The following is a 19,800-nucleotide window of genomic DNA, read 5'->3' on the forward strand; positions in this document are numbered from 1 at the left end:
CATGGGGTTGAAGGTGTTGACTGTAAACAAGTCAATAAGGGAGGTGCTTCAACTGCTTTGCAGTTGTTTTGTGCTTCAGATCGTAGCCCTGCACTTCGTACAAGCTTATTCACTGTATATCCCTTCGGGATTTAAAATTAGATGTTGCAGATAATCAAGGGAAATGAGGTGTTGACTTACATCCTCAGTGATTAGTTTTTTGTTTTAAGCAACAGTGTTTTATAAAATCTTTCCTATTTTTAATGCTTAACACGTTCCTGTTTTATGAAAGGATACCACTTTGTTATGAAAGGGTTGTACACCGGCCTCTGTTTTCTTTTTCTTGGCATGCAGATTGTTTTTGGGCAGCAGGACGATAGCCGGGAGGCTCTTCTGCAGAAGCTGTCCAATGCCTCAACACGTGAGCAGGTGGAGATATATAATCAGTTGTCGCGCTTGCACCTCTATACCGACCCGCAGCGCGCTATTAAATATGCGGAGCAGGCCTTACAAGTTGCCATGCGCATCGACGATAAGCGAGGCAAGGCCGAGGCCTACAATAACCTGGGAATGGGTTATTACTTCACTAACGATTATGAGCGCTTGAAAGAATCTTATCGTAAGTCGTTGTTGGAATATCGGCTTATTGGTGATAATCAGAGCATGTCAACCCTATCGTCAACATATTTTCGACTCAGTCAGTCAGAAAAGGCATTGAAGAATTATAAACGCTCATTGAACCTCTACATCAAAGAGAAAAACTGGGATAAGATAGCTGAAACCTACAAAAATATTGCCGACGTATATAAAAACATAGCTGACTACGAGCAGGCCATTACCTTTTATGAGAAAGCACTGAAGTTGGTGGAGGAAGGGGAAGGTGATGAGGTTAAGAGCGAAGTTATTCGTCTGCTGGATGAAATTGGACAGATCCGATTTTATCAAAAGCAATATGATACCGCCATCGTTTATTTTACCCGCATGCAGCAGATGCTTGAGGAAATAGGTGACCGACAGAACGTACCTGTCTTACTCAGTAATATTGCCAATGCTTATTTTGCCAAGGGTATGCTGGAGAAAGCTCATCGTTTTTACCGCAATGCACTGGCCATGCAAATGGAGCAAAACACCCCGTGGGAGGCTGCTATGAGTCTTATGCGTATAGGAATGATTGAAGCAGAGAAGCAAAATTATTACAAGGCCATCGAGAGCTATAACAAAAGTGTGGAGCTGGCACGTTCTGTCAATGCCAATGATCTTCTACGCGATAATTATCTTGTGCTGTCGCAGGCCTATGAGGCCCTGGGTAACTACCGACGTGCTTATGAATACCGTATATGGCACTCCGACCTGTCGGAAGCCATGGTGATAGAGGAGAACGTGGCTAATCTGGTGGATGCATTGGCTCTTCAGGCGCTTGAAGAAAAGCAGAGTGAGAATGAGATATTACAGACCAAGAATAAGAATTACCTTTTGGAACTGGAGAAGGAGAATCTGATACGATGGCGGCTTTCTTTTGGCTTTACCATCATTATCATGGCTTTATTGGTTTTTATCATCTACTATCGCTATTACCTGAAAGGACAGGAGAATAAAAATCTGGCGCAGCGTATCACAGATGCTTTGAAGAAGCAGGAGGAACAGCAGCAGATTATTATGCATCAGAGCAGTCTTACTTCATTGGGTGAGTTAGCGGCCGGTATCGCTCATGAGATTAATCAGCCGATGCAGAATATATCACTTTCGGCCGAAAGTATTAAGTATGAACTGGCCGAGGCGAAGGCCGATAAAGAGTTTATCAATAAGTCGGTGGATGAAATTTTTGAGGATATCTTACGGGTGCGGCAAATCGTTGATCATATCCGTATTTTTAGCAGTGGCCAGAAAGATGAAGTGGAGGAGGAGTTTGATGTGAGCGAGTGTGTGCGGGCAGCGACTTCTATGATTGGTAGTCAGTATGCCAATCATCATATTCGCTTGACGCTAAGTCTGGCTGATGGCCTGCCTGCTGTTTTGGGTAACCCGCATAAGCTGGAGCAGGTAATTCATAACCTATTATCCAATGCCCGCGATGCGGTAGAGGAGCGTAAGCAACAGGATTCGAATCTGAGTATGCAGGTGGATATTCAAACAAATAATCAGGATGATAATGTTTATCTGCTTATTCGCGATAATGGGGTGGGAATAGCCGCTCATCGTAAAACAGATATATTTTTGCCCTTTGTAACGAGCAAGCAGTTAGGCAAAGGCACAGGGCTGGGCTTGTCCATCTGTTACAGCCTGATCAAAGAGATGCGGGGTCGAATTGAAGTGGATAGTCAACCCGGAAAGGGCACGTCTATGCTGGTGATACTGCCCCTTGCCCAAAACCTTTAGAAATCGAAAAAAATGGATGATTTAAAAGTACTGATTATAGATGATGAATCGCGCATTACCGAGAAGCTGAAATATCACCTCGAGAAAAGACGGTTTAAAGTGTTTACTGCCAACACGCCCAATGAAGGTTTCGCCGTGCTGGAGAAGCAGAGACCCGGTGTGCTTATTCTTGATGTAATGTTGCCTGGTATGAATGGTTTGGATATTCTCAAGCGTGTGAAGCAGGAATATCCCGGACTGGAAATTATCATGATCAGCGGCTATGGCGATATGGACATGGTGATACAAGCGATGCGACAGGGTGCTTCTGATTTTATTCGCAAGCCGTTTCAGATTATGGATATCCAACTGGCCATAGAACGCACCGAGAAGTTTTTGCGTATGCAATCACGGCTCGAAGCCGCCGAGAATCGCGGTGTCCTCGTATCTAAAGAGCTGGAGGGTATGATTGAAAAAGACTTTGTGGGAGATAGTCCGCAGATTAAGCAAGTGATCAAGATGGCTCTCAGAGCCGCCGAAGACGGTGATGTAAATGTGTTGGTTACCGGAGAGAATGGAACCGGCAAGGAGATTATCGCACGCATTATTCATTATGCCAGTCCGCGTAAGAAGCAGGTTTTCGCCCCTGTCAATAGTGCGGCTATTCCTGAAACACTCCTGGAGAGTGAGTTTTTTGGTCATCAGAAAGGTGCTTTTACCGATGCACGTGAAGAGAAGAAGGGATATTTTGAATTGGCCAATAAAGGAACCCTTTTTCTGGATGAGATAGCCGATATGCCAATGGGGCTTCAGGCCAAGCTCTTGCGCGCCATGGAAGAAAAAAAGATTAAGCGGGTGGGCAGTAATAAGGAGATACCCGTTGATGTGCGTTTTATATCGGCCACCAACAAAAATATCGAGTCCCTCATTGGCGAAAAAAAGTTTCGCATCGATCTTTTTCATCGCATTAACACCCTTGAAATACATATTCCGCCTTTGCGTGAAAGAGCCGAAGATATTTTGCCCCTCCTTCAACATTTTGTTAAAACACTGGCTCGTAAGAAAGGCAAAAAAGAACCGGTTATTTCTCGTGAGTTAGTGCTTAAGTTACAGCGATACGCCTTTCCTGGTAATGTGCGAGAGTTGCGCAATATGGTAGAGCGTGCCATGATTCTTTCTGACAATGCCACCCTGCAACCGGCTGATTTTCCACTGCGTGAAGAAGACACAGGGAGGGAACAAGTACCCATCGCAGGTAATCTGAATATTGAGGAGCATGAAAAGCAACTGGTTGAGACCGCCCTGAAGCAAGCATCTTTCAACCAAACGCAGGCCGCTACACTTCTGGGCATCAGTCGGGATGCGCTGAAACGAAAAGTGAAGAAGTTTAATATTGCCATTGTAAAAGGTATTGATGTTGATGATTAAAGTGTTCAATATATTTTATGGAACGGTTCGCTATCACAAGGCACTTAAGGTAGCCGTTCTGTAAACGCTTAATAAATATGGGCTGAACAAAAATGGGAAGCCTCAAGGGCTTGAGTTGAAAGCAACCGTTTCGATAATGCGCATGCCGCTACAGCATCGATAGAATTTAAAAGCTCAGGAACTAATGTTATCTTTGCGCGCTCAATAAAGATGACTGACATGAAAATTTTTCGGCAACTGGCCATTATTTTACTCATCAACCTGGCCGGTGAACTGCTTAGTGAGGGACTGAACCTGCCGCTTCCTGGCAGCATTGTGGGGATGCTCATCCTACTCATTTTGCTGCTTACAGGTATGGTTAAAGAGAGGCACATTGCCGAAACGGCTGATTTCTTTCTGGATAAAATGCCGTTTTTCTTTATTCCGGCTGGTGTTAGTGTGATGGTTGCCTACACTTTTATTGAGGGTCACCTGGCTGCAGTGGTGGGCACCATTGTTATTTCTACCTTTTCGGTAATGGCCGTTTCGGCGCTTGTTACACAATTAATTATAAAACGAAAACGCCATGATTAGTGCCTTAAGTAACCATCATCTGTTCGGTATTTTGCTCACTGTTGGTTTGTTTTATTGTGGCACATGGCTGCGTAATCGCTATCAAAAGAGCTGGATTAACCCCTTGTTAATTAGTGTATTCTCTATTGTTCTGATTTTACAGCTGGTTGGTATATCCTATGATACTTATATGAAGGGTGCCGGCATTATTCACGATTTCTTAGGTCCTGTTACGGTTGTGCTGGCCTTGCCCTTGTACCGTCAGCGTATGCTTCTGCTCAAATATAAATATGCCATAATGGGTGGCATCATAAGTGGTGTGTTCGCCTCTTTGGTATCCGTGTTTGTGCTGGCCCGTGTTTTTCATCTCGATGAATTACTGACGCGTTCCCTCTTGCCGCATTCCGTAACGACACCCATTGGTATTGCCCTCACCAATAGTATTGGAGGAGTAGAGGGTATCACCGTTGTGTCCATCATCTTAACCGGTCTCTTTGGTGCCATGGTAGGAGCCGGTCTCTTGCGAGTGATGCGTATCACTCATCCCGTCGCCCGTGGTCTTTCTCTGGGTACTGCTTCCCATGCCATTGGTACGTCCAAAGCGCTGGAGCTGGGGGAGACGGAAGGTGCAGTAAGTAGTCTTGCCATGGGAGTGGCTGCCATCACCACAGTACTTGCCGTGGCTGTAATGCAGCTGGCCGGCTGGTAGCCTTTCGCCTAAAAGCATTAAACCCACCCGGTAATGGCTGCCGGATGGGTTTAAATAACCAAAAGGAATGTATAAAACTATTGGGGTTGAGCGTTGCCCGTTGGCAACTTCCCCGATCGCTCATATCATGCAGTGTACTCAAGCAGGTTTGGAGATTGGTTCTCTTTCACAGGGAGTTGCTAAGAAACTGTCAAGTAAATTACTCAGCGACGGCTACTGTTTGGCTTTCCAGCTCCATCACCGCCTCTCGAATCTTCTTCTCACTAATACGTAAGGGCGCTATGTTAACAGGCCCATTGATACAGCCTCCTTCGCAGGCCATCACTTCATAAAAAGCGGGTGTCTCCGTTTTTTTACCAGGCAATGATTTTAATAGTCGTATGTTTTTCTTGTCGATGCCATTGATCAGCATGCTCTGCATGGGGGCTTTTGCATCAAGCTGTGACTGAATGGCACGGGTAACGCCGCCTGCCGCCGCATAAGCACGACTCTCGGGTTTAAGGTCGGCCGGGATGGCAGCCTCATTTGTCATGCCGCTCACATCTATCTTCAGTGCGGTGAATAGCGCCCCCAATTCTTCGGTGGTAATCACATAATCTATATTCGGATTTTTATAGGCTTCGGTGCGTTTGGCCAGGCATGGACCAATAAACACCACTTTGTGCTTGGGGAAACGCTCGCGAGCCATGGCTGCCGTGTAAGCCATAGGGGAAGGAGTGTGGCTGATATAAGGTTGTAAGGCCGGCACATGCTTCTCGGCAAACTGCACGTAAGAAGGACAGCAGGAGGTAGTCATGAAGGGAGCACCATCCTTCAGACGTTCCAATAGTTCGTGTGTTTCATGCTGTGTGGTTAGGTTAGCACCTTCGGCCACCTCCATCACTTCATCAAAGCCGGCAGCCTTAATGCCATTGAGTATCTGCGCCGCATCTGCCTTAAACTGGCTGAGTATGGCGGGAGCTACCATGGCCACTATTTTTTCATTTTTATAGGTGATGTTATAAAAAAGGTTCAGTATCTGTGATTTTTCCGATATGGCACCAAAGGGGCAAGCCATCATGCACTTACCGCAGTGGATACAGCTCTCAAAGTTGATCTCTTCGATGCCATCGCTATTTTTACGTATGGCTTTTACCGGGCACGACTCTTCGCAGGGTACCGGCAGGTAGGCAATGGCATGAAAAGGGCACGCTTTCTGACAGATACCGCAGTTGACACATTTTTGATGATCAATGGTAGCTTTGCCATTGATTACCATGATGGCGTCTTTCGGGCAGTTCACTTGGCAGGGGCGTCCCTCGCAGCCCTGACACAAGTTGCTGACGGTGTAGTTAACCTGAACGCAGGAGCTACATGCCTCATCCACCACCGTAAGAAAATTGCCATTTTGTGTATATCCTTTTATGGCTTGCTCGGCATAGCTTCGTAAAGGGCTTAGTTCATCCACTTCGTCGGCTATGTTAAAGCCCAGTAGCGCCATAATCTTGTATTTGATGACCGCCCGATCCTTGTGCACGCAACAGCGGATGGGTGAGTTTGTACGGGGACGCATCTCAAGGGGTATGCGGTCGATTTGATCCAACAGGGCATCGTTGTTTAAAAGCTGCAGCAGGCGCACGAGCAGCTCTCTTTTTGTGATGACAGCGTTGTTATAATACGTCATGTTTTTGTGTGTTAGTAGTTAGATTATATTGCTATAGGTATTCTATTTCAATGTTTTTTAGAAATTTATCTTCTAGTAACAGGGCGATCTTCTTGATGATATTACGTCGTATCTCCAGCTCAACCGGTAGATTGGGATCCTGATGTGCATTATTAATTTGTGTGCCGGCCAATATCAGTATGGCATCACTATCGAGTAGCAATTTCATCATTTTTTCGGCCGGACCATCCCCTGTGATATTGGTGCTGTTGTGCTGCTCAAGCAATGAAGACACCTTGCCCAGTGTGAGTATGCCTTCGGTAATAAGGTCAATGCCCGGCATTGTTGCCACAGGTGGCAGTTCTGGGTTATAGTTATCTAAATTAACGGTAATTTCTTGCTGCAACTCCCGCGCAATAATCTTGGACGTGGTACCGCCACATATAATCTTTTTCCCTGTGTAATTGCTTATGCGTTCTGCCAGCAGCGCATCGCAGTTGTTATGGAAGGGAGGTCCCGAGGCCAGCACCAGCTTGCGGGGTTCACGACAATAGATCACTTGGCAGGTCGCATCATCTTTAAACTGGCTGGCATCGTGGGCTTTGGCCCTTTGCATTATTTTATGGGCTAGCTGGCGAGCCGATAGTTTAGGACTGTTTCTTAGTGTTTCCTTAATGAATCTTTTAAGGCCGTTAATGCCCCAGCCAAAGGGTGTTTTGCCCGTACCGATGCCGGCCTGAGTAATACCATCGGACACCATAATAATACGATCTTCTTTGCGCAGGCTAACCTTGGAGTATAGCACCTTGGCTGAACGATTTTCGGGGCGTTGTACTGTTTTGGTATTTGGCTGCAAGTCGATAAACTGCCCTTTGCGGTAGATGAGTATGGGAGGATTGTCGTACTCCACAATATTGGCATCTCCAAAGCAGTTAATGTCCAATATACTAAAGGTGGAGTAACTGATTTGCCGTCTGGAATCCACCGGTAGGGTGTTCATAATAAAATCCGCGGTGTGCTCCAGCGGATCATTTTTGGCCGTGAACTGTAGTGCCATGCTGGTGGTCATGGTGGCCAGTACATTGGCTTTAACGCCTGACCCGAGGCCATCCGACAGCACTGTAATCAGTCGGTCTTCTTCTTTAAGCTTGCGCGATTCGCAGGCGTCGCCGCACACGTTTTCTCGTGCTTTCTGTTCCTGAAAAACCTCGGCCTCTATGTAAAAGCATTTATTATGCATGCTCCTGGTTTTGAGCCTCGAGTATTGAGTTGAGCAATGAATCGGTGTACGAGGCATTCTCACCCAGCAGAAAGGCAATCTTTTGCACGGTCTCCATGTTTTTCTTAATCACATCGCGCGTGCGCTTCTCTACAATGTCTTTTCTAAACTCCGGCTGCTGCGCGCTTTGTATGATGCCGGTTACCAGCTTGTGTTTTTGTATATTGAAGATCGATAGCTGCAGGTTTTTGTTGTTTTCTGTGATGGGTAGTTCGTAATACTCTTTGCCGGTGAGTAGTGCTGTTTTAAACAAGGTGGCAAAAGTCCCTAGCTTATTAAGGTCGGCGCCGCGCATGCCCGGGTTAGCTTCGAAACACAGTTCGGTATCATTGCCCATAAGGCGGGCAAAGCTTCTATTCATTTCCACCACCTTGCAATCGTCGTCAATGATAACTACTCCTGAAGGAATTTTTTGCAGCAAAATGGTAGCTTTATGGTGAGCCACCATGCGCATGTAGGAAATACACATGGCTGATTCGGCATTGCCACTTAATAGGGCCTGTGCAAAGTCTCGACAGCTGTCGTAACCACATCCGCTGCAGTTTAGTTCATCGGCAACGCTATTTTTCCCGATACTATGCAGGGCTTCTTTTACCTGCTCGCCCCTAAATATCTCTTTCTCAACGGCTGGAATATTGAAAAAATCACGCTCTATATTAACTATCTGTAAATCTTTGAGTTCGGGAGTATTGTTTTGTTTTCGTTGGCTATGGCAATTTTGAATGTGACTATATCTGGCGGCAATATTGCTCTTCGCGCTCATGCCAGGCCCATTGAGGCAGCCTCCTTCACAGGCCATTAGCTCCAGAAATATGGCCTGATCGTGCCCCAGATCCTCCAGGTTATCCAGTACATTGCGCACCATTTTCTGCCCTGTGAAACTCATGAAAGTACTTTCACCATAGCTCTGTTCTTGCTTTATGGTTTTCACCATTCCGCCATCCAGGGGGTAGAGAACGCCGGCATCGGCCTCGTGGGGCACAAAGCCACCTGTTTCATCCTGTGCTGCCTGATTTTTTTTCTCTTCTCCAGTCAGCCAGTCGTTTAATTCTTGAAAAGTAATGGCTACATCCACCAATTTAGCATCGTCCGCTTCTGATTTTTTGCCGATGCAAGGGCCGATGAACACCACACCAATATCCTGGCCATACCATTGGCGGAGCATGCGTGCATGAGTTAGCATGGGCGACATGTAGGGGGTGATGGCCATCGTATGTTGAGGGTAGTATTTGCGCACAAGTTCAACTACTACGGGGCATGCTGATGATAGGAAGGCTCCTTTCTGTCGGGCTTTTAAATATTGTGCTATCTGCTTTGAAACTTCCTGCGCCCCAAGTGCCGTTTCAGATACGCCGGCAAAGCCTAAGGCGTGCAGTGAATTAAGGATTTTTTTTGCATCCCTGCCATATTCAGCGGCGTAGGAGGGAGCTAAAGATACATATACGGCCTTTTTATCCTTCAGCAGAAGCTTGGTTCGTGAAATGCCATCGCGTACTTTTTTCGCACCCGTGGGGCAGATGGCTACGCAATGGCCGCAATAGATGCAGAGCTCGTGCACTACAGATGCCATATTGTTACTCACCTTGATGGCTTTTGAGGGGCATTCGCGAATGCACTTGTAACAGTCTTTGCAGTCGTTGGTTTCGGTGTAGATGGGTTTTAGCTGCATGATGCCTTATCAAAGTGATTGATTAATATGGAAGGGAGGCTGCTTTGTGTTACTTCCTCAAACGTCTGATCATCAATCTCAATAACAGGCCCCCGGTTACATAGATCGTTACATAGGTGCCCCCTAAAATCAATGGTTGATGTGAGATTACGCTCTTTTAAAAAATCCTGAATGATCTTCAGGTTGTCTGCATTTCCGCGCGAGTGGCATGAGCTACCCAGGCAGATCAGAATTTTATGAGCATGTTTTGGTTCCATGGTTCCTGTAGTTTGGCTATGCTTACTCTAAGTGTGTGCCACTTCTATTAAGTGCTTGTTAGATAGTGCTTATTAAATATGGTATGGGTGAGGTGACTTAAACTTGGCGATATAAGTGTTGTAAATTAGGACACTTATGTGCGAGGAGTGTCCTAAAACGATACGCTGTCCTAAATATTAACACTTACTGTGCTTCTATGCTATACTTTTTCAGTTTAAGGTAAAGGGTGTTACGGCTCACACCCAGTGATTTGGCAGTGTGTGTCATGTTGTTGTTGAAGTGCTTAAGCGTGTGGGTAATCAGTGCTTTTTCCATGTCTTTTACGGTTGACAAGGAAGGAGCAAGGGGGTTATTAGCCGACTCCACCAAGGTGTTTGGCCTGTTTGGAGGCACTTTGTCTGTAGGCTCTTTCTTGATTTGCTCAAAATCAATGTTGCCGTCCAGAATCACATATTGCTCAATGGCATTTTCCAGCTCTCGGATATTGCCCGGCCAGTCGTATTCCAAAAACTGCTGAAGCGTGGAGTAGCGCAGTTGAGGTGCTTTTTTTTGCAGACGCAGAGCCTTCTTAGTGATGAAAAAGCGTATTAAAGAGGGTAGATCCTCCATACGTTCGCGCAAGGCCGGTATCTTGAGGGGAATCACGCTGAGTCGGTAAAACAGGTCGAGACGAAAATTGCCTTTCTGCACCTCCAATTTCAGATTTTTATTAGTAGCCGCTATGATACGCACATCCACCGGTATGTTTTTTTCACCCCCCACACGCGTGATGGCTCCTTCCTGAATGGCACGCAGCAGTTTAACCTGCACCTCGGGTTTCATGTCGCCCACTTCATCAAGAAAGAGCGTACCGCCGTTGGCCAGCTCAAATTTCCCGGGATGTCCACCTTTTTTGGCTCCTGTGAAGGCGCCATCGTCATAGCCAAAGAGTTCACTTTCGATGAGGTTATCGCTGATGGCCGCACAGTTGATGGCCACAAAACCTCTATCGTAGCGGCTGCTGGCATTGTGTATGCTTTGGGCAAAAACCTCCTTGCCAGTGCCGCTCTCAGCCTCAATGAGTATGGTAGAGGGGCTGTCGGCAATGGTTTTGGCGTAATCCACCAGTTTTCGCATGTGCTGGCTTTTGGCAATAATGTCTTTAAAGGTAAAACGTGCCTGCATGCCCGTATATTTATTTACCAGGTTATATACATTCTCCAATTCGCGTATGGATATTACCAGGCCGATTAGCTTAACCTGTTCCTGGTTTAATATGGGCGTGACCGTAACATTATATTTTGTTTTTTTGTCGGCGGTATTGATGGCAATTTCTTCATTTACAAACTTCTCACCTGTGCTGACTTGTTGAAAAATGTTGTGCCAGGCGGGTATTAGTCTGTGAACCGGTATTTTCAGCATTTCGCGCCGCCGTATATTAATCCATTGACAGGCCTGGTCATTGGCATATTTTATTTCACCGGCAGTGTTCACCGATATTATTCCCACCTTAAGGGCATTCATCATGGCGAAGGTAAACTGATGGGTGTCTTCCATCTGTTGTTGCATGCTTGCTCCTTTCACTTGTGCTGTAAGGCTGGTATGAATGGCTGAAGTGGCCAGACGTAACCACGGAAAATCAATATCGATAGAAGCGATAACGAAGAGTCGAAAAGGCAGGTTAAGTCGTGAGCTTTTTTTATTTTCATACTGGCGCAGGTTAAATACTGCGTTGCCCACCTGAATAATGCCCTGCAGTTTGTCCTCTTCCCATTGTATACGATGCTCAAATGCAGTCCAGTTTTGTCCTTCGTGAAGGGTGAATTTTTTAGGCAATGAAAGGTTGCCGTGAAGCTGTTTAATCAGTCCCTGTGTATCCACTACTACCAATTTGTAACAGGCCTTGTCCATGGTTCTTACAAACAGGCCTAAGGCATCGCTCAGTAACGATTGGGTGATGGGGAGGGCGTTTTGGGTTTTCATAATGGCTAGCTGAACCTGGGTTATATTCAATACAAAGTTAATGTTTTTCCGCTATGTTGACCGGGTGTTTCTATATGACCAAGGCACACGCGTTAATCTTTAATAAACCTCCCCCCTGTAAGTACCCCTTCCTCAAATTCAGGAGGAGAAAGAATTCGGGCGCTCTCCTCATCGGACAGGCGAAGTGCCACCAATAGAGCGTTCAAGTGTTGGTCAGAGAATATTTTCGTGGTCGTAAACGCCCATCAGGGCGGGAACCAGCACGTTTGAGTTGAAGGCTATTGTTGTCTTTTAACAAAGTTGTGTAGGTGTAAGTATCTAGATTTTAGGGTTTAGTTCTTATTTCTTGTGTACTTGTTTGTGGGAGGCTGCTTTTTGGTATGCAACTTGGCTATACATTGCCAAAGGGCTGCAGATCCAGTTTAAGTTAATTATCAACCCTACTGTTCAACCAAAAAAGAAAGCTATGGATATTAAAAAAAGTAAATATGCGGATTTAGAAAGGAAACGGGTAATGTTTTTTCAGATCGGGTTTATCATAGCCCTTGGGGTGGTGCTTGTAGCCTTTGAGTGGACCAGCAAGAAAAGCCGCGCAGCGGAACTGGCCTGGGCTGATGACACAGTATTGGAAGAGGAGGCGCCGCCCATCACGCGGCAGGAAGAGCCGAAACTAACGCCACCACCTTTGCCTAAGGTTAGCGACATCATCATTATTGTGGAAGATGAGCTTGAGTTAAATGAGGAATTGGAGATTCACAATAGTGATATGGATGAGAACTACGAAGTGGATTTATCGGTGTTGAGCATGCCTGACGAGGAGGAGGCCGAGCAGGTTTTTATTATCGTGGAGGACATGCCTGAGTTTCCGGGTGGCACTAAGGCCTTACTCAGGTACATCGCCAGGGAAGTAAAGTACCCGGTTATATGTCAGGAAAATGGTATTGAGGGCATGGTAAGTGTTTCGTTTGTCATTAACGAAAAAGGAGAAGTAACACAGGTGAAAGCCATCAGGGGAAATGATCTGAACCTGGAAAAAGAGGCCGTGCGCGTAGTTAAAGGCATGCCCCGATGGCAACCCGGCAAGCAGCGTGGACGCCCCGTTAAGGTAGCTTACACTGTTCCGGTGCGTTTTAGGCTTCAGTAGCTGTATCCGTAATGGCCCGTTTTTTAATCAGGCAGGTAGTTTAATCCATAAATCCTTTGGGGGAAAACGTTCCCGCAATAATTTTTCAGAATAAAAGCCGGTGGAGTGTTTCCGACCCTGCATTACTGATTCATAAAGGATTCAGTCCATCGGCTTTGTTTGGTCAATGCTTCAAACCAATCTATATATAAAATCGACATCCCTCTGCCGTTTAGCCTTATGTTTCATCCGTGCCTAGAGATCAAGCAAATGCAGCGATAGGGGATGTCGATTTGTTTAGGAGGTAAAAAATAAATATTCGTTCATTACTTAGTTTTTTTCCTTTCTTCATGCTCATGCTTCACTGTTAATAAGCGTTAAACAGCGTTTGCTTGTTGATTTTGTTTGAATGATATTGAATAAAAGTCTAATATTACGGCATGAGATATATACTATTGCTGCTGATGTTGGGCTTTTTTCATGTTCAGGCTCAGCAAAAAGATACCGAAAAGTTGATAAAGCAGGGACAGGCTCTGTTTGGTCACGAACTGTATGAGGATGCCATTAATAAATATAAGCAGGCCATCGCCTTCGATAAAAAATGCATGGAGGCCGCTTATGAGTTGGCATATACTTATTTACACACCAATAACTATGACGAGGCCTTGCACTACAGCCGTCAGGTACTGGCCGAAGAGGATGATTTTTGGCTGGATGCCTTGTTGGTCTATGGAGCCGTTCTCACCCACAAAGGCAACCCCAAACAGGCCATACGTGCCTATCGCAAAGCCTTGAAGAATTATCCCGATGAATACCTTTTGCACTACAATATGGCCGAAAGCTATGAGCGCCTTGATGAGTGGGATAAGGCAGAAGTAGCGGCTATCAGGTGTCTTCAGATGAACCGCAATCATCGGCCCAGTCATCTCTTACTGTCATCCATCAATCAGCATCATGGGCATTTGCTAAAAAGTATGTTGCCCCTGTATTATTGCCTTTTTATTGAGGTAGATGAAGATGAAAAGGCGGCATTGATGCGTGACCTGGAGGGATTATGGCAGGTGGCACTCACGCAAAGAGTCGTCACGCCAAAGAAGCTCAGCAAACACAGTCACTATTCAGGACTGGATTTGGCAGAGGCACAGTTGCATGTAATTGCTCGTAAGTCTGCTGATGAGGTGGATGAAGCGCTACTGTTACCGGTGCAGCGAAGCATGGATTTGCTGGCATTGCTGGATGAGGTGCAAACAGGAGAGATGGATTTTTTTGACATTCAGTATGTCGATTTATTGGTTCGTTTGTATCGTGCCGGACATGCAGAGGCTTTTAGTTACTATATATGCAGCGCCGCCTATAAAGATGAAGTCTTACTTTGGTTAGGTGAGAATCAGGCTGCCTTTGATGCTTTTGTGCGCTGGATGACCTTGCAGGAGTACATCAATTAAAAAATAAATGCACCGCAGATGTATCTTAAATCCCACTCCGTCGTAAGAGAAGTAAATTAAGATGTAGAATATTGTTAAAACAGGTGTTATGAGTAAAGTATTGACAAAGCATTTTCAATATACAGGTACGGATGATTATGATCAGTCATTGGATGAGCAGATCAATGTTTTTATGGATAATGAGGGTATAACTACCGATAATCTTATCGATGTTAAATTTAGTGGTCACTCTGATCAGGGGGTTGCTACTTATTCGGCGCTGTTATTGTATAAGCTATAAAGAAATTAATTAGGACAATTACCTTGGCCTTCACTTCATTAGTGAGGGCTTTTTTTGTGACTAAAAAGCACCAGATTAGCACTTTTTAAGGTTTGATTTAAAAATAGTTAAGGTGCAAAAAGTGGTTTTTTATGGCATGCATATTGTTGTTATTTAGATGTAGATTTTTTTTCATAAAATTTTGGGTTTAGGTTATTGAAAAGCCGGTTTTACTAACGAGTAGAGCCGGCTTTTTTAATGGAATGAACCAACGCGTTTTGATAATTAATATATGATACCCCAGGCAGCAAATCGGCTTTGAGCATCAAAAGCGGTAAGTGGCAGGAAGCCTTTGGATATTTTTCCTTGCTTAAACTCGCAGGGGTGTTTTTTAACCTGCTCCGAATAAAATAGTGGTGCTGCTCCTTCGTTAAAGGGTGTAATCTGCCAGCTTCCTTTCGCGTCTGGGTCAATCAGTTTCTTGATATGCAGATTTATCAGCCCCATGTTACAGCGCAGGTTGGCTTCTACAATCGGATAAAAGGCGGGCTTTCCTTCTGGTGTGATAATAAACATAGCATCAATGCCGATGGGTCCATGGTAAACCTTATGAAAACCAATATTGTGCATGCTTTGCATCACTATGTCCGAACAATCACGAAGCCATTGATCATTTTTTGGTGAGCCCGTTGTGTTGTAAGAAGGGATATGTATGTATTCCTTGCTAAAGCGACCTTTGTTATCGGCATCAAAATAATTAATACCTAAAAAGTCGTACTTACCTTCTTTACGAATGATAAATTGTAGCGAGGCATCTTGCACTTTCTGGTATAGCGGTTCAGTAATGAGGCTACCGTGCTTTTTAAGATTGGCGATAAGCCACCCGAAGGCTTGTTGAAGCTGTTGCTTGCTGCGGATAAACAAGAGGCCGCGTCCCGAAGAACTCCAGTTCGTTTTTACGACAATTCCGTTGGGGTGATGGGCAAGCATTTTTTTGAGGGCATCAAATGATTCAAGCTGTTGCGGAAGATGTGGTATCTTTACGTATGGATGGCTGGCATAAGTGTTGAATTCGTGAGCCAGGCGCAGGCTTGTTTCCCTACTAAAGAATTTTTTTAAAGATTGTGCATCTTCCACAATGGAAGGTAGTTTGCTCGACGGACAAGTGTGGGCAAAGCGACGGTGGACAACAGGGCTCCAGCCCCAGGGTATTAATTCATCTACCTTTAGCTTGGCGCAGGATGCCGCGTCTGTAAGTTGTGGGAGCGATACGTTTTTATCCTGCCAAAAGTTCAGCAGCGTCTCGGGGCATGGACCCTCGTAGCACAAATAATCATCGGCCCATCCCATAAATCCCATCAGGGGACTAATATCAGTCTCAAACTTAGCCAATAATTGTGATGGCATATAGCTGTAAGTGCCATTTTCAACAGCCATGTCACAGGTGGGATTGTATATTAGTAGCTTTCTCATCGCTGTCAAAAGTACCTTCTTAGGGGCAAAACTGAAAATGTGTTCAATTGGCTGTTGAGAATGTATATCACCAATGAAGGGCTTGCCATTCTTTTGTCTGCGGTTTTGGTGTGAAATCGATGTTAAATTTTTGTGGGTGATGCAATATTTTATTTCTTTTGCAAGTGATGAGGTCGCTTAAGCAGACATATAAACTCGGATGTATAGCCTTGTTGTTAGCCATTCTGCCTTCCATGTTAGGGGTGCATATATTTCAGCATCACTGTATGGACTGTAAGCAGGATGAGGTTATTACACGCATGGTTACTACAACGCATTCGCACAATCATAGCTGTGCGGATTGCGCATGCGAGTCGGCTTGCCAGACTTGTTATGCCGAAACAGGGCAGCATATTCATCATGCCACAACTAATGAAGCTTGTCAGCACGAGTTTAAACGTGGAAGCTTCGAGGGACAAACGGCATCGCTTAAAATTAAGTTTCAGGCCGAGTCCATTGAGTTATTTTCGCAGGCTCCCTGTCTTGCCGAGAATATTTTTCTGCATAGACAATATTTCGATGTGGATATTGACGCAATTCTGAAAATTCCCGACAAACCAACGCCGGAGAAGACTTGCGTTTTCCGTTTATGATACCATTCATCTTTACAGAACTGTCCTGATCATGGACAGTAATAGGTGTTGCATTTCGTAATGCCTTAATCAATTGATATGTTAACAATACGTCCAATGCATAAATAGTGCTTGGAATGCGATTAATTATTTAAAGATGAATCGAATAGTGACTTCCCTGCTGCTGATAGTAATTAGCGCAGGCGCTTTGTTGGCACAGGCCAACAGAGAAATATCAGGTTTTGTAAAGGCGGATGATAAGGATAAGCTCATTGAATTGGTGGGAGCTAATGTATATTGGGCTAACACGCAGAGTGGTACGGTTACGGATTTTAATGGAGCCTTCTCTATTGAACAGAAGCCGGGCTTTAATCGCCTTGTAATTAGTTATATTGGGTATCAGTCTGACACTCTTCTGATTGATGATCAGCAAAATATTGAAGTAATATTAAAGAGTGATGCCCTGGATGAGGTGCTTGTTGCCGGTAAGAAAGCCGGTTCGCATATGTCGCGCATCGATGCAATGACGAAGGTGAATATTACCGGTGCCGAGTTATGCAAGGCGGCTTGCTGTAATCTTAGCGAGAGCTTTGAAACCAATGCCTCGGTGGATGTATCCTATTCTGATGCGGCCACAGGAGCTAAGCAAATTCAATTGTTGGGATTGTCAGGTAATTATGTGCAGATGATGACCGAGAATATTCCCAATTTCAGAGGGCTGGCAACGCTGTATGGTCTTAACTATATCCCGGGAGCCTGGATGGAATCCATTCAGATATCAAAAGGGACGGCCACTGTGGTAAATGGTTATGAAGCATTGACGGGGCAGATTAATGTAGAGTATAAAAAACCGCCTAACTCTGAGAAGTTTTTTCTGAATATATATGGCAATCACACAGGTAGATGGGAGACGAATGTAAATGGTTCCATTCACCTGAATGATAAGTGGAGTACAGCCCTTCTTGCACACTATTCAGCTGATCAGCATTCGACAGATGATAATGATGATGGCTTTCGGGATGAGCCCCTATTAAAACAATTAAACCTGATCAACCGATGGGATTTTAATAATAAAAATGGTTTCACTTCGCAGATTGGCTTCAAAGTATTGGATGAAAATAGATTGGGAGGGCAGATGGGTTTTGATGGAAGCAATGCTCTTGATCAGAATATTGGAACCCCCTCACAGCGCTATGGTATAAATATCGACACAAAGCGTTATGAAGCATTCTATAAGGCGGGATATGTATTTAATGATGAGGTAAGTAATTTGGCGCTGGTCACTAATTATGCCTATCATGAGCAGAATTCTTTTTACGGGCGTAAAGTCTATGATGCCAACCAAAGCTCCTTCTATGCCAACTTGATATTTCAATCTATTATTGCCAATGATAACAATAAGTTCACCACCGGACTCAGTTTTCAATCCGATGAATATGATGAGCAATTGCTGATGAATTTTCAGCAGCCTGATGGTGTTCAGTATTTTAATCGTAACGAGATTGTTCCGGGAGCCTATTTTCAATATACTTATAGTTTGCCCGATCGTTTAACGTTGATTGGTGGTGCGCGTGTCGATTTTCACAATAACTACGGTACGTTATTTACGCCCCGTTTGCATGTCAAGTATAATATCGCACGCAATACCATACTGCGGGCATCTGCCGGGCGTGGGTTTAGGACACCAAATGTGTTGGCTGAAAGCAGTTATCTGTTGGCCAGCTCTCGCGATATTGTCATTGCCGATGACCTGGAGCAGGAAAAAGCTTGGAATTATGGTGCTAACATTACACAATATATTATGATTGGAGGACGCGAGCTGACTTTGAATGCAGAGTATTATCGCACCGACTTTCAAAACCAACTGATTGTAGATGCTGACCAGAGTGTTGATGCAGTTTATTTCTATAATTTGGAGGGAAAGTCTTATGCCAATAATTTTCAATTGGAGGGAAAGTATGAATTGCTGCGTGGTCTTGATGTGGTTGCAGCCTGGCGACTTAACGATGTTAAAGCGACTTACACTGAGGGCTTGAAGGAGCGTCCCCTGATAAGTCGTACCAAAGGTTTGCTTAACCTTTCCTATGCGACACCGTTGAAGAAATGGCAATTTGATTTCACCACACAGTTCAACGGTGAGGGGCGGGTGCCGTCCACACTGGCCAATCCTGTGGAGTATCAACGTCCCGGCAGTTTCGACCCGTATCAGATTATGAATGCCCAGATTACCAAATACTTTCGCAAATGGAATGTTTATGTGGGGGTTGAGAATATAGGCAACTTTAAGCAAGATGATCCGATTATTGCGGGTGATGATCCTTTTGGGGAGTATTTCGATAACTCATTGATATGGGGACCCATCGTGGGGAGACGCCTGTATTTTGGATTGCGATTTTCAATCGATAGAGATTAATAACCAATATTTTAAAAGAAAGAATTATGAAAAAATTACTGATTTTAGGCCTAATGGCATTGTTTGTTGTTACTGCATTTGCCGATGATAAACCAAAGAAAAAGGTTAGTGAAGTAACTTATAAGGTGGAAATGGATTGTCAGAGTTGCGTTAATAAAATAACCAAGAACCTACCATTTGAAAAAGGGGTGAAAGACTTGGAAGTTGATTTTGAGAAGCAGACGGTGAAGGTGAAATACCGGGAGGATAAGACCAATAAAGAAAATTTGGTCAAAGCTTTCAAGAAGCTTGAGTTTAAAGCAGAGGAGTTAAAAGAAGGCGAGTGCACCGAAGTGAAAGCAAAATGCTGTGATGGCCATCATCACTAAATAATAGTTGGATATATAATAGAAGAAGCTCCTTAACGGGAGCTTCTTTAAGAGTAGTTTCCCTTATTTTTTTTAAAAAAAAATTGTATTGCAATTGTTTTTTTGATATCCAATTACCACAGTCACAACTCCTAAGCTTTACTTTGGTAAATATCTTCAAAAATAAAGCTCATTTAAATTTGGATATGCGAAATAAAAGTCGTTATTTTGCACCCGCTTTTGAGGACAATGGTTCTGCTGAAAGGCACGGTTGATAAGGGTTTAGGCGCTTATCG

General features: G+C 44.5%; 16 protein-coding genes. 10 read left to right on the forward strand and 6 right to left on the reverse strand.

What is annotated here, in order from left to right; genetic code table 11:
• Positions 1-264 precede the first annotated feature (264 nt).
• From ACRD7A_RS17420 to ACRD7A_RS17435, 4 genes are all read left to right on the forward strand, one after another.
• A complete protein-coding gene (locus ACRD7A_RS17420; protein WP_430812618.1) occupies positions 265-2,355 on the forward strand; it encodes a tetratricopeptide repeat-containing sensor histidine kinase in 2,091 nt (696 codons plus the stop codon).
• 12 nt (positions 2,356-2,367) lie between these two features.
• On the forward strand, positions 2,368-3,762 hold the full coding sequence (locus ACRD7A_RS17425) for a sigma-54-dependent transcriptional regulator (RefSeq protein WP_430812617.1): 1,395 nt from the start codon (positions 2,368-2,370) through the stop codon (positions 3,760-3,762).
• A 219-nt stretch (positions 3,763-3,981) separates the two neighbouring features.
• Positions 3,982-4,335 (forward strand): CidA/LrgA family protein, encoded by a 354-nt coding sequence (locus ACRD7A_RS17430; protein ID WP_430812616.1) that lies wholly within the window; start codon positions 3,982-3,984, stop codon positions 4,333-4,335.
• Complete coding sequence (locus ACRD7A_RS17435) at positions 4,328-5,023, forward strand: LrgB family protein (RefSeq protein ID WP_430812615.1); 696 nt, start codon at positions 4,328-4,330, stop codon at positions 5,021-5,023. The genes ACRD7A_RS17430 and ACRD7A_RS17435 overlap by 8 nt, the downstream gene beginning before the upstream one ends.
• Positions 5,024-5,222: 199 nt before the next feature.
• Here the strand turns inward: ACRD7A_RS17435 and ACRD7A_RS17440 are convergent, their stop codons facing one another.
• The 5 genes from ACRD7A_RS17440 to ACRD7A_RS17460 form a co-directional block, all read right to left on the reverse strand.
• Positions 5,223-6,686 carry a monomeric [FeFe] hydrogenase gene (locus tag ACRD7A_RS17440; RefSeq protein ID WP_430812614.1) on the reverse strand — a complete coding sequence of 488 codons (1,464 nt, stop codon included), beginning with the start codon at positions 6,684-6,686 and terminating at the stop codon, positions 5,223-5,225.
• 31 nt (positions 6,687-6,717) lie between these two features.
• Positions 6,718-7,905, reverse strand: a complete 1,188-nt coding sequence (locus ACRD7A_RS17445) for a SpoIIE family protein phosphatase (RefSeq protein WP_430812613.1) — start codon at positions 7,903-7,905, stop codon at positions 6,718-6,720.
• The gene (locus ACRD7A_RS17450; RefSeq protein WP_430812612.1) at positions 7,898-9,613 is read right to left on the reverse strand and encodes a [Fe-Fe] hydrogenase large subunit C-terminal domain-containing protein; all 1,716 of its coding nucleotides are present in this window, start codon (positions 9,611-9,613) and stop codon (positions 7,898-7,900) included. The genes ACRD7A_RS17445 and ACRD7A_RS17450 overlap by 8 nt, the downstream gene beginning before the upstream one ends.
• On the reverse strand, positions 9,604-9,870 hold the full coding sequence (locus ACRD7A_RS17455) for a (2Fe-2S) ferredoxin domain-containing protein (RefSeq protein WP_430812611.1): 267 nt from the start codon (positions 9,868-9,870) through the stop codon (positions 9,604-9,606). Before ACRD7A_RS17455 ends, ACRD7A_RS17450 begins: the two co-directional genes overlap by 10 nt.
• A gap of 184 nt (positions 9,871-10,054) precedes the next feature.
• Positions 10,055-11,833 (reverse strand): sigma 54-interacting transcriptional regulator, encoded by a 1,779-nt coding sequence (locus ACRD7A_RS17460; RefSeq protein WP_430812610.1) that lies wholly within the window; start codon positions 11,831-11,833, stop codon positions 10,055-10,057.
• Between the two features lie 466 nt (positions 11,834-12,299).
• On the opposite strand from ACRD7A_RS17460, the gene ACRD7A_RS17465 reads away from it, so the two are divergent.
• The 3 genes from ACRD7A_RS17465 to ACRD7A_RS17475 all read left to right on the forward strand — a co-directional run bounded on the left by ACRD7A_RS17465 (position 12,300) and on the right by ACRD7A_RS17475 (position 14,681).
• Positions 12,300-12,977: an energy transducer TonB gene (locus ACRD7A_RS17465; protein ID WP_430812609.1), complete on the forward strand. Its 678-nt coding sequence runs from the start codon at positions 12,300-12,302 to the stop codon at positions 12,975-12,977.
• A 419-nt stretch (positions 12,978-13,396) separates the two neighbouring features.
• Entirely contained in the window at positions 13,397-14,401 is a 1,005-nt protein-coding gene (locus ACRD7A_RS17470) for a tetratricopeptide repeat protein (protein WP_430812608.1), read from the forward strand.
• An 88-nt stretch (positions 14,402-14,489) separates the two neighbouring features.
• Positions 14,490-14,681, forward strand: a complete 192-nt coding sequence (locus ACRD7A_RS17475) for a hypothetical protein (protein WP_430812607.1) — start codon at positions 14,490-14,492, stop codon at positions 14,679-14,681.
• Between the two features lie 264 nt (positions 14,682-14,945).
• On the opposite strand, the gene ACRD7A_RS17480 is transcribed toward ACRD7A_RS17475, so the two are convergent.
• Positions 14,946-16,133: an ATP-grasp domain-containing protein gene (locus ACRD7A_RS17480; RefSeq protein ID WP_430812606.1), complete on the reverse strand. Its 1,188-nt coding sequence runs from the start codon at positions 16,131-16,133 to the stop codon at positions 14,946-14,948.
• Positions 16,134-16,399: 266 nt separating this feature from the next.
• Between ACRD7A_RS17480 and ACRD7A_RS17485 the strand changes: the two genes are divergently transcribed.
• From ACRD7A_RS17485 to ACRD7A_RS17495, 3 genes are all read left to right on the forward strand, one after another.
• Positions 16,400-16,765, forward strand: coding sequence for a hypothetical protein (locus ACRD7A_RS17485; RefSeq protein WP_430812605.1), 366 nt, complete (start codon positions 16,400-16,402; stop codon positions 16,763-16,765).
• A 136-nt stretch (positions 16,766-16,901) separates the two neighbouring features.
• On the forward strand, positions 16,902-19,157 hold the full coding sequence (locus ACRD7A_RS17490) for a TonB-dependent receptor (RefSeq protein ID WP_430812604.1): 2,256 nt from the start codon (positions 16,902-16,904) through the stop codon (positions 19,155-19,157).
• Between the two features lie 26 nt (positions 19,158-19,183).
• Complete coding sequence (locus tag ACRD7A_RS17495; RefSeq protein ID WP_430812603.1) at positions 19,184-19,525, forward strand: heavy-metal-associated domain-containing protein; 342 nt, start codon at positions 19,184-19,186, stop codon at positions 19,523-19,525.
• The last annotated feature ends 275 nt before the right edge of the window (positions 19,526-19,800 follow it).

The sequence above is a fragment of the Carboxylicivirga longa genome, from assembly GCF_050589825.1.
Taxonomy (GTDB): Bacteria; Bacteroidota; Bacteroidia; order Bacteroidales; family Marinilabiliaceae; genus Carboxylicivirga; species Carboxylicivirga longa.